Here is an 11556-nt window from a genome sequence, read left to right as displayed (position 1 = left end):
AGATCTTTTTTCAGGTTTGCGTCTTCGCGTCTTTGCGCCTTTGCGTTAAAATCTCTCTTCCTTCGCGAGGCCGATCCCCGGCGGGATTTCCGCTAGTTTGAAGCGTCGTAGTTGAGGTTCGGGCCGAGCCAGCGCTCGACCTCCGCGACGGTCATGCCCTTGCGCGCGTGGTAGTCGACCACCTGGTCGCGATCGATCTTTCCCAGGCTGAAGTACCGGGCCTCCGGGTGCGCGAAATACAGGCCGCTCACGCTCGATCCGGGCCACATCGCGAACGACTCGGTGATCTGGATGCCGGTGCTCTTCTCGACGTCGAGCAGCCGCCAGAGCGTGCCTTTCTCGGTGTGATCCGGGCACGCCGGGTACCCCGCCGCGGGCCGGATGCCGCGGTATTTCTCCTCGATGAGCTCGGCCTTGGTCAGATCCTCCTGCCGGCCATAGCCCCACTCGTCGCGCACCCGCTTGTGCAGGCACTCGGCGAACGCCTCGGCCAGGCGATCGGCGATCGCCTCGGCCATGATGGCGTTGTAATCGTCGTGCACCGCCCTGAACCGCTCGCACAGCTCCTTCAGGCCGATCCCGGAGGTGACCGCGAAGCCGGCGATGTGGTCCCGGAGACCGGTCTCCCTGGGCGCGATGAAATCCGCGAGCGACCGGTTCGGCTCGCCGCTCTCCTTCGCCGTCTGCTGGCGCAGGAAGTGAAACCGCTCGAGCACCTTCGCGCGCGTCCCGTCCGTGTACACCTCCACGTCGTCGCCCACAGCGCTCGCGGGGAAGAAGCCATACACGCCGCGCGCCGTCAGCAGCTTCTTCTCGATGATCGTGTCGAGCAGCGCGTTCGCCTCGGAGAAGAGCTGGCGCGCTTGCTCGCCGTACTTCTCGTGATCCAGGATCCGCGGATAGACGCCTTTCAGCTCCCACGTGTGGAAGAACGGCGTCCAGTCGATGTACTCGCGCAACGTGGCGAGCGGGAAGTCCTCGAGCACGCGCGCGCCGGTGAACTCGGGCACCGGCACGTCCTCGGCGCGCCATTCGATCCGCGTCCGGTTCGCGCGCGCGGCCTCGAGGGAGACGAGCTTGTGCTTCGGCGCCGCGTGGAGCCGCCGGAGCTTCTCGTACTCGGCGCGGTGCTGGGCGACGAACGCCGCCTTGCCCTCCTCGCTCAGGAGGCTCGTCGTGACGGGCACGGCGCGGCTCGCGTCGACCACATGCACGACCGGCTCGCTGTAATGCGGGGCCACCTTCACGGCCGTGTGCGCCTTGCTGGTCGTCGCCCCGCCGATCAGGAGCGGCAGCTTGAAGTTCTGCCGCTCCATCTCGCGGGCGACGTGGATCATCTCGTCGAGCGACGGCGTGATCAGCCCGCTCAGGCCGATAAGATCAGCCTTCTCCTGCCTGGCGCGCTCGAGGATCTTCTCGCACGGGACCATGACGCCCATGTCGATCACCTCGTAATTGTTGCAGGCGAGCACGACGCCCACGATGTTCTTGCCGATGTCGTGGACATCGCCCTTCACCGTGGCGAGGACGATCTTCCCCTGCGTCTTCACCTCCTGCCCCGCGGCGGCCATCGCGGCCTTCTCCTCCTCCATGAACGGCGTGAGGTACGCGACGGCCTTCTTCATCACGCGCGCCGATTTCACCACCTGCGGCAGGAACATCTTGCCGGCGCCGAAGAGATCTCCGACGACGCTCATTCCATCCATCAGCGGGCCCTCGATCACGGAGAGCGGGCGGCCGAGCTTGGCGCGCGCGTCCTCGGTGTCGATATCGATGTACGTGTCGATGCCCTTGACCAGCGCGTGCGACAGCCGCTCCTCGACGGTGCCTTTGCGCCACTCCTCTTCTTTCTTCTCGGTCGCGGCGGCGCCGGCGCTCCTGGCCTTCAGCGCTTCGCCGAAGTCGACGAGCCGCTCCGTCGCGTCCGGACGCCGGTTGAGCAGGACGTCCTCGACGAGCTCGCGGAGCTCCGGCTCGATCTCCTCGTACACCTCGAGCATGCCCGCGTTGACGATGCCCATGTCCATGCCGGCCCGGATGGCATGGTAGAGGAACGCCGAGTGCATGGCCTCGCGCACCCGGTTGTTGCCGCGAAAGCTGAACGAGATGTTCGACACGCCGCCGCTCACCTTGGCGTGCGGCAGGTTCGCCTTGATCCAGCGGGTGGCCTCGATGAAGTCGACAGCGTAATTGTTGTGCTCCTCCATGCCGGTGGCGACCGTGAGGATGTTCGGATCGAAGATGATGTCCTCGGGAGGAAACCCCACCTCGTCGACGAGGATGCCGTACGCGCGCTTGCAGATCCGGATCTTGTCCTCGTAGGTGGCGGCCTGCCCTTGCTCGTCGAAGGCCATGACCACGACGGCGGCGCCGTACTTGAGGACGGTCTTCGCGCTCTCGCGGAACTTCGCCTCGCCCTCCTTGAGCGAGATGGAGTTCACGATGCCCTTGCCCTGCATGCACCTGAGGCCGGCCTCGATGACCTCCCATTTCGACGAGTCCACCATGAACGGGACCTTCGCCACCTCGGGCTCGCTGGCCAGGAGCAGCAGGAAGCGCGTCATCGCGGCGACGCCGTCGATCATGCCCTCGTCCATGCAGATATCGATGACGTTGGCGCCGTTCTCGACCTGCTGGCGCGCGACGCTCACCGCTTCTTCGAACTTCCCTTCCTTGATGAGCTTCGCGAACTTCGGCGATCCGGCGACGTTGGTGCGCTCGCCCAGGATCATGTAGACGCCGGGCTGCTGCGTGAACGGCTGCGAGCCGGACAGGCGCAGGGGGATCGGCGCGCCGGAAGAGGCCGCGTCGCCGGGCGGGGCCTCGGCGGGGGGCCTCGAGTCGAGGGCGCGCGGGGGCTTGCCGGCGAGCGCCTTGGCGATGGCCGCGATGTGCTCGGGCGTGTTGCCGCAGCAGCCGCCGGCGATGTTGAGCAGGCCTGCGTCGGCGAAGCCGCCGATGTGGCGCGCCATGTCCGGCGGCTCCAGATCGAAGCCCGTGGGGGAGAGCGGGTTGGGCAGGCCGGCGTTCGGGTAGCAGGAGATCGCGGCGCTGGACTTCTCCGAGAGGTCGGACAGGAACGGATACATCAGGTCCGGACCGAGCGAGCAGTTCAGCCCGATGGCGAGCGGGTTCACGTGCTTCACCGCGTTCCAGAACGCCTCGACCGTCTGCGCGGAGATCATCGTCTCTCCGCCGCGCCCGACCGCCGCCGAGATCATCACCGGCAGGGTCTTGCCGTCCTTGTCGAACACCTCTCGAATGGCGACGAGCGCGGCCTTCGCGTTGAGCGAGTCGAAGATGGTCTCGACAAGCAGCACGTCGGAGCCGCCGGCGATCAAGGCGCGGATCTGGTGGACGTACGCTTGCTTCACCTGATCGAACGTCACGACGCGGAAGCCGGGGTCGTCGGCGTCCGGGGAGTTGGACAGCGAGACGGTGAGCGGGCCGATGGCGCCCGCGACGAACCGCTGCCGCCCGTCGGCGTTCGCCACGCGATCGGCCCATTCGCGGCACTGCCGCGCGGACTGCTCGTTGATCTCCCAGGCGAGGTCGTTGAGGAACGGGTCGTCGATGATCCCTTGATAGAAGGCCGGGTCCTTCCGCCCGCCGTGCTCGCGCGGGTCGTCCACGAAGAACTCGCTCTGGGTGATGCTTGTCGCGCCGAAGGTGTTGGTCTCGATGATGTCCGCGCCGGCCTCGAGGAAGCGCCGGTGGATATCGCAGATCATCTCCGGCTGCGTGAGCGAGAACAGATCGCCGTTGTTCAACAGGTCTTTCTTCGAATCCGCGAATCGCTGGCCCCGGATGTCCGCTTCCTTCATCCCGTAGGTGCGGATGGTCGTCCCCATCGCCCCGTCGATGATGACGATGCGGCTCTGGAGGAGCTTCTGGAGTGGATGAAGGGGAGGCGTTGTGTTGTTGGACGGCATGATCAGCCTCGCTTGGCGCTCTTGGAGGGACCGGGGGTCGGCTTGTCGGCGATGGCGAGCACGACCTGGAAATGGGGTTTCTTTGTCTCGCGGCAGGCGACTTCGGACGCGGCGACATCGAGCTTCACGCGGGTGAGCATGGCGCGGATGTCGGAGGGCGAGAAGCCGGGGTGGCGCTCGCCGTAGGGCACGGTGATCTCCCGCTGCTGGTGCGCGTCGAGCGACAGGATGACCACGCGACCGCCCGGGCGGAGCACGCGGGCGCACTCTTCCAGCGCCCGTGGCGGGTCCTCGGCGTAGGTCAGCGTGTGAAACACGAGGACCGAGTCGAAGGAGGCGTCTCCGAACGGCAGCGCGTGGACATCGGCGACCTGGACGCGGACGTGGAGCTGGGTCGAGAACCGCTCTCTCGCGGCCTCGATCATCCGGCTGCTCGAGTCGATGCACGTGAGCGAGCGGCAGTAAGGCGCGAGCGCGCTGGCCGCCGCGCCGTCGCCCGATCCGACGTCGAGGACGTCGCCGAGGCGGAGCAACGCGGCGATGCCGACAGCGAGCGACTGCCACGTGCGGCCCGGGGAGTAGTGCCTCTCCATCTCGCCGGCGAAGGACTCGGGGAGGCCGCCGCGCCGCTCGGCGTCGAGCTCAAGGAGGCGCCGCTGGTCGCCCTCCAGGGTCGGGTCGGGCGATTTCGTGGCCTCATCGAGGAGGGCCTTCGCGGTCCCGGGCAGGGTATCGACCGCGAGCGCATAGAACGACTGCGGCCCCTGGCGCCGATCCCGCACGAACCCCGCCTCGCGGAGCCGCCCGAGGTGCGTCGAGACGCGCGACTGCGCGATGCCCGTCACGCGAACCAGATCCGTCACCCGCAGCTCGCGCTCGCGGAGGAGCACGCAGAGCCGTATCCGGCTCTCGTCCCCGAGGAGGTTCAGCGTCTCGATGTATTCGGAAAGACTCATGTATTCATGTATCTAGATGTGCGAATGTCATAGGAGCGCTGGCTGCCGGAGTCAAGCACCCCTCGAGAGCGACAGGTGCGTCAGAGCTCGAGCGTGCCGCCGAGCTCGAGGAAGCGCGTCCGCTCCTCGAGGCCGGCGGCGACGAACGCGCCGCGGAGGTCGTCCTCGGACTGCCGGAAGTGCGCCCATCCAGAGCGATGGATCGGCAGGATGGTCTTCGCGTCCAGCAGGCGGCACGCGGCGATCGCCTCCGCCGCGTCGAACGTGAAGCGCGCGCAGCGGAGCCCGGGCGCGCGCGGGAAGCCGACCGCGCCGCAGTGGACGACGGCCAGGTCGACGGGGCGCTGGCGTCGGATCTCCGCGAGCGTGGCCTCGAGCGCTGGAAAGAGCACGGTGTCGCCCGAGATCCAGACGCGCGGGCCATCGTCCACGTCGACGAGGAAGCCGGTCACCTCATGGGCCTGCGGCGCGTAGCCCGGACCATGGCGGGCGACGATCGTCGTGACGGTGGCCGGTCCAACGCGTGTCTTCGCTCCAGGCGCGAGCCCGACGGCGCGCCCGCCGAGCCCGAGGCCGCGGCCCGGCGCGTCCCTGGTCGCCGCGGGGCGAGCGAGCCGCCGCGCGCTCGGCACCGTCGTCACCACCCGGCCGACGCGCGCCTCGTCGGCGACGAGCGCACGCCCGGCCAGGTCGAGGTTATCGGCGTGATGATCGTGGCTCAGAAGGACGGCGTCGAAGGAGCCGAGCGACGCCGGGCTCTCCGGTGTCACATAGCGCTTCTCCGTCGCGAACCACGATCGCGGCGCGAACCATGGTCCGAAGTCGTAGGCAGTCCCCACCTCGTCGAACACCGGATCGGTCAAGAACCGTGTCTCGCCGATGCGGATGACGAGCGTCGCCGTCCCGAGGTATGTCAGCTGCATCGCGCAGCTTACGATCGCGCGAGCGCGGCGCTAGCCCCGATCAAATCGTGGTTCGAGACGGAGGAGCGCTACGAGACGCCGGAGCGCCCTCACCCCACCAAGGTCGGGTTTACCGTCCACCATCTCTCTGCCATCTTCCGCGCGGACCCTGCCTATGACAACCAGCGCGGACCCCGAGCTCATCCTCTTCAACGGGCGAATCACCACCATGGATCCGCAGGCGCCCGCGGCCTCGGCGGCGGCGATCCGGGACGGGCGATTCGTCGCGGTCGGCGACGACGCCGACGTGCTGCGCCGCGCCGGCGCCGGCACCCGCAAGATCGATCTCCGCGGCCGGCGGGCGATCCCCGGCCTCATCGATTCACACCTTCACCTCATCCGAGGCGGCCTCACCTACAACAGCGAGCTGCGGTGGGACGGCGTCGCCTCGCTGGCCGAGGCCCTGAGGCAGCTGCGCGCGCAGGCCCAGATCACCCCGCCGCCGCAGTGGGTCCGCGTCGTCGGCGGTTGGTCGGAGTTCCAGTTCGCCGAGCGGCGCATGCCGACCCTCGACGAGCTCAACGCCGCAGCGCCGGACACCCCGGTGTTCGTGCTCCACCTCTACGCGCAGGCGCTGCTCAACCGCGCCGCGCTGCGCGCCGTCGGCTACACGCGCGACACGCCCGACCCGCCGGGCGGGGTGATCCAGCGCGACCGTCACGGCGAGCCGACTGGCCTCCTGGTCGCCAAGCCGAACGCGTGGATCCTGTACGCCACGCTGGCCAAGGGCCCCAGGCTCGGCCCCGACGAGCAGCGCAACAGCACCCGTCATTTCATGCGTGAGCTCAACCGCCTCGGCATCACCGGGGCGATCGACGCCGGCGGCGGCTTCCAGCAGTACCCCGAGCACTACCAGATCATCGAGGAGCTCGCGGCCGCCAGGCAGCTGACCGTGCGGCTGGCCTACAACCTGTTCACCCAGCGCCCCGGGCAAGAGCTCGAGGACTTCAGCCAGTGGGCCAAGGCCGTCAGCCCTGGCCGCGGCGACGACTATTATCGGCTCAACGGCGCCGGCGAGATGCTCGTCTACTCGGCCGCCGACTTCGAGGACTTCCTCGAGCCGCGGCCCGATCTGCCGCCGCACATGGAGGCGCAGCTCGGCGCCGTTGTCGAGCACCTGGTCGCGAGTCGCTGGCCGTTCCGCCTGCACGCCACCTACGACGAGTCGATCTCGCGCATGCTCGACGTGTTCGAGGACGTGAATCGCAAGGTCCCGTTCGCCGGCCTGCGGTGGTTCTTCGATCACGCCGAGACGGTGTCGGCGCGCAACATCGACCGGATAGCGGCGCTCGGCGGCGGCATCGCCATCCAGCACCGCATGGCCTACCAGGGCGAGCACTTCCTCCACCGCTACGGCCCGGAGATGACGAGCGACGCCCCGCCGGTGCGGCGCATGCTCGCCGCGGGGATCCCCGTCGGCGGGGGCACCGACGCCACGCGCGTCGCCAGCTACAACCCGTGGGTCGGCCTCGGCTGGCTGGTCTCCGGTCGCAGCGTTGGCGGCACCGAGCTGCTCGGCCCCGGCGCCCGCCTGTCGCGTGAACAAGCGCTGCGCCTCTACACCGCCGGCAACGGGTGGTTCTCCGGCGAGGACGGCCAGCGAGGCCTAGTCGCCGAGGGCCGCCTCGGCGACCTCGCGGTGCTGTCCGACGACTACTTCGTGGTGCCGGAGGCGGAGATCCGCAACATCACCTCGGTGCTCACGGTGGTCGGCGGCGACGTCGTCCACGCCAGCGGCGACTTCGGCGGCCTCGCTCCCCCGCCGCTGCCGTTCAGCCCCGACTGGGCCCCGCCCGCGCAGTACGGCGGCTACGACCCCGGCGCGGTCGCCCGCGCGCTGAGCCGGCGCGCCCGCCGCCATCACCACCACCCCGGCCTCGCCTGCCCCTGCGCCGTGTTCTAGCCGCTTCTTCCGCGGCCGCTCCCGTGCCCACGCCGGCGGCATCCGCGACGTCGACTTCATCGCCTCGTGGCTGCCTCTCGAGCTCTGACAGTCACCGTTCGTTCATTCATTTCCTCTTCACCAAAAAGGACTCACGGACCATGCCCACCGCCACCGCCGCTCCCGCCAAGTCGCTGCTCACCCCCGGCGATCACACCCTGATCCTCATCGACCACCAGCCGCAGATGGCGTTCGCCACCCGCTCGATCGACGGTGTCCTGCTTCGCAACAACGCCGCCCTGACGGCCCACGCGGCCCGCGTCTTCGGCGTCGCCACGATCCTCACCACCGTGGCCGAGAAGACCTTCTCGGGCCCGATCTTCGCCGAGATCCGCGCCGCCCAGCCGGAGCTCGACCTCATCGATCGCACCACGATGAACTGCTGGGAGGACGCCAACATCATCGCCCGCGTCAACAAGCTCGGCAAGTCGCGCCTCGTCATCGCCGGCCTGTGGACCTCGGTGTGCATCGTCGGCCCCGTGCTGTCGGCGATCGAGCAGGGCTTCGAGGTCTACGTGATCACCGACGCCTGCGGCGACGTGTCCGACGAGGCGCACGAGCGCGCCGTCACGCGCATGGTCCAGGCCGGCGCACGCCCGCTGACCGCCCTGCAGTACTTGCTCGAGCTCCAGCGCGACTGGGCCCGCGGCGAGACGTACGGCGCGACCACCGGGATCGCCGCCGAGCTCGGGGGCGCCTATGGCCTCGGCATCATCTACGCCAAGTCCATGTTCAACGCCTCCGAGGGCGGCCACTAGGAGCGCATGAAGCTCTACCTGATCTCGCTGGGCGTCGGCGTGCTGGTCGGCACCCTCTACAGCGTGCTGAACGTGCGCGCACCCGCGCCGCCGATCATCGCGCTGATCGGGCTGTGCGGCATGCTCCTCGGCGAGCAGGTCGGCCCGGCCGCGCGGCGGCTCCTCGCCGGGGAGCCGCTCAGCGCGGCATGGTTCACCCGCGAGTGCGCGCCCAAGATCACCGGCGTGCCCGCGCCCGAGTCCGACCATCGCGACGACGCCGCCCGCTGAGCCACCCACGCACGCTCGAGTTGTTTCAAACGCCATCTCCAACGAGGACCTCCCATGAAAGAAGAAACATTCACCGGCCGCGGCGGCACGCGCCTCCACATGCGTTCCTGGCGGCCGGCGGGGACGCCGCGCGCTGCCGTGGTGCTCTGCCACGGCGTTCTTGCGCACAGCGGGCAATACAAGTGGTCGGGGGAGCAGCTGTCGGCGGCGGGTTTCGCCGTGTACGCCTACGACCATCGCGGGCGTGGCAAATCGGAGGGGCCGCGCCTGTTCGTCAATGACATCGCCGAGTACACGGACGATCTGGGGACGTTCATCGCCCTGGTGAAAAACCGCGAGCCCGGCCTCAACGTGTTCCTGCTGGGGCACAGCATGGGCGGGGTGATCTCCTGCACCTGGGCGCTGGATCATCAGAGAGAGATCGCCGGCTTCATCTGCGAGAGCTTTGCGTTCGAGGTGTGGGCGCCGAAGCCCGTGCTGTCGCTCGTGCGTTTCCTCGGGCGCGTAACGCCAAAATTGCCGGTGCTGAAGTTGCATGAGAAGGACTTCACGCGCGACCCGCAAGCCCTGCAGAAGCTGAATTCGGATCCGCTGACCCATGGTGAAGTCCAGCCGGCGGGCACGGTGGCGGCGCTGCTCAAGGCCACCGACCGCATGCGCGCGGAGTTCGGGACCCTCACGCTGCCCTTGCTCATCATGCACGGCACCGAAGACAAGGCCACCGTGCCCGCGGGCAGCCAGCTCTTCCATGACAAGGCCGGTTCGAGCGACAAGACGCTGAAGCTCTACGAAGGGCACTTCCATGATCTGCTCAACGACCTCGGCAAAGAGCGGGTGATGGCCGACGTGGTGGGCTGGATCAACGCGCGCATCGCCTGAGGTCTCCGTCATGAAGAAGAGTTGTTTCGTTCTATTGCTTGCACTCGCCGTGGTGGGCTGCTCCGGGCTGCCTGCGGACAAGGCAGCAAGCGCACCCACGCACCACGCACAGATAGGAGGCGACATGGCAGCCAGCGCACCCACGCAGTACGTACAGGTCGGAAGCGATAAGATTGCCTACCGCAGCATCGGCACGGGCCAACCCATGGTGCTCATCACGCGCATGCGCGGCACGCTCGATACCTGGGATCCGCTGTTCCTCGATGAGCTGGCGAAGAACAACCGCATCATCACGGTGGACTATCCGGGCGTGGGTTATTCGGAAGGCAAGCTGCCGCCCGGCATCGGCCAGGCCGCGGACTTCGTGCTTGCGTTCGCGGACGCCATGAAGCTCGACAAATTCGTCCTCCTGGGCTGGTCATGGGGCGGCACGGTGGCGCAGACCGTGGTGGTCGAACATCCCGGCCGCGTCACGCACGCGATCCTCGTGGGCACGGCGCCGCCCGGCAAACGCGCGGTGGACATTCAACAGGCGTTCATCGACCGCGCGTTCAAGCCGGTGAACGACCTGGACGATGAGATCGTGTTGTTCTTCGAGCCGAGATCGGAGTTCAGCCGGAAGATGGCGAAGGAGTCGCGGGACCGCATCCGCGTGCGCCCCGGGGTCGATGAGAAAATTCCGTCGACCCCCGAGGCGATCAAGGCCTACCTCGCCGCGGCCGAGGAGTATCACGCCGATGAGGCCGGGCGGCTGCAGAAGCTGATGGTCACGCGCACGCCGCTGCTCATCATCAGCGGCGACAACGACATCAGCACCGCCGTGGACAACTGGTTCGCGCTGAACCGCAAGATCCCCAACGCACATCTGGCCGTGTATCCTGAGTCGGGGCACGCCCCGCAGCACCAGTACCCGCAGCTCGCCGCCGAACAGGTGGCCTCGTTCCTGCGTCACGCCATTCGATAGATAGAAGGAGCGCCACATGCCGATTTTCAAGACCAAAGAAGGCGTCGAACTTTTCTACAAGGACTGGGGAAGCGGACAGCCTCTTGTGTTCCATCACGGCTGGCCGCTGTCGGCAGACGACTGGGATGCGCAGCTCATGTTCTTCCTTGCGAAGGGCTTTCGCGTCATCGCGCACGATCGCCGCGGTCACGGGCGCTCGTCGCAGACCTTCGACGGCAACGAGATGGACACGTACGCAAGCGACGTGTCGCAGCTCACCGCTCACCTCGGTCTCAAGGGCGCGGTGCACATCGGCCACTCCACGGGCGGTGGTGAGGTGGCCCGCTATGTCGCGAAGTACGGGCAGGACGGCCGCGTGGCCAAGGCCGTGCTCATCGGCGCCGTGCCGCCGATCATGGTCAAGAGCGACAAGAATCCCGGTGGCCTTCCCCTCGAGGTGTTCGATGGATTCCGCGCCGCGCTGGTCGCGAACCGCGCCGAGTTCTACCGCGCCGTGCCCGAAGGGCCGTTCTATGGATTCAATCGTCCAGGGGCCAAGACGCTGCCGGGGGTCGTCGACAACTGGTGGCGGCAGGGCATGATGGGCGGCATCAAGCCGCACTACGACTGCATCAAGGCGTTCTCGGAGACCGATTTCACCGACGACCTCGCGAAGATCGATGTGCCCGTGCTCGTGATGCACGGCGACGACGACCAGATCGTGCCGATCGCGGATTCCGCGCTGCTGTCGATCAAGCTGCTCAAGAAGGGCACGCTCAAGGTCTACAAGGGCCTGGGGCATGGCCTGTGCACCATCAACCCGGACGTCGTCAATCCGGATCTGCTGGAGTTCATCCAGTCGTGAGGGCGAGGGCCGCGGACACGAGAGTCCGCGGCCTTTCATCGCTGTCTGC

9 protein-coding genes are annotated in these 11556 nt (G+C 67.9%); 6 read left to right on the top strand and 3 right to left on the bottom strand.

The annotated features are described in order from the left end of the window. Positions 1 to 92: 92 nt before the first annotated feature. From metH to WME97_RS41635, 3 genes are all read right to left on the bottom strand, one after another. Positions 93 to 3932, bottom strand: a complete 3840-nt coding sequence (gene metH, locus WME97_RS41645; RefSeq protein WP_437546144.1) for a methionine synthase — start codon at positions 3930 to 3932, stop codon at positions 93 to 95. Positions 3933 to 3934: 2 nt separating this feature from the next. Further along, entirely contained in the window at positions 3935 to 4888 is a 954-nt protein-coding gene (locus WME97_RS41640; protein WP_437546142.1) for an ArsR/SmtB family transcription factor, read from the bottom strand. Positions 4889 to 4968: 80 nt separating this feature from the next. After that, positions 4969 to 5811, bottom strand: coding sequence for an MBL fold metallo-hydrolase (locus WME97_RS41635; protein WP_437546140.1), 843 nt, complete (start codon positions 5809 to 5811; stop codon positions 4969 to 4971). A 154-nt stretch (positions 5812 to 5965) separates the two neighbouring features. Here WME97_RS41635 and WME97_RS41630 point away from each other — a divergent pair, with 154 nt between their 5' ends. From WME97_RS41630 to WME97_RS41605, 6 genes are all read left to right on the top strand, one after another. Then, positions 5966 to 7753, top strand: a complete 1788-nt coding sequence (locus WME97_RS41630) for an amidohydrolase (RefSeq protein WP_437546138.1) — start codon at positions 5966 to 5968, stop codon at positions 7751 to 7753. Between the two features lie 140 nt (positions 7754 to 7893). Next, the gene (locus tag WME97_RS41625; RefSeq protein WP_437546136.1) at positions 7894 to 8550 is read left to right on the top strand and encodes a hydrolase; all 657 of its coding nucleotides are present in this window, start codon (positions 7894 to 7896) and stop codon (positions 8548 to 8550) included. A gap of 6 nt (positions 8551 to 8556) precedes the next feature. Further along, positions 8557 to 8820 (top strand): XapX domain-containing protein, encoded by a 264-nt coding sequence (locus tag WME97_RS41620; RefSeq protein WP_437546135.1) that lies wholly within the window; start codon positions 8557 to 8559, stop codon positions 8818 to 8820. Between the two features lie 54 nt (positions 8821 to 8874). Further along, a complete protein-coding gene (locus WME97_RS41615) occupies positions 8875 to 9699 on the top strand; it encodes a lysophospholipase (protein WP_437546134.1) in 825 nt (274 codons plus the stop codon). A 124-nt stretch (positions 9700 to 9823) separates the two neighbouring features. Then, positions 9824 to 10663, top strand: coding sequence for an alpha/beta fold hydrolase (locus WME97_RS41610; RefSeq protein ID WP_437546132.1), 840 nt, complete (start codon positions 9824 to 9826; stop codon positions 10661 to 10663). A 16-nt stretch (positions 10664 to 10679) separates the two neighbouring features. Continuing rightward, a complete protein-coding gene (locus WME97_RS41605; protein WP_437546130.1) occupies positions 10680 to 11507 on the top strand; it encodes an alpha/beta fold hydrolase in 828 nt (275 codons plus the stop codon). Positions 11508 to 11556 lie beyond the last annotated feature (49 nt).

It is taken from the genome of Sorangium sp. So ce367 (assembly GCF_051520455.1).
Taxonomy (GTDB): domain Bacteria; phylum Myxococcota_A; class Polyangia; order Polyangiales; family Polyangiaceae; genus Sorangium; species Sorangium cellulosum_B.
This window is presented reverse-complemented; position numbering and strand designations above follow the sequence as displayed.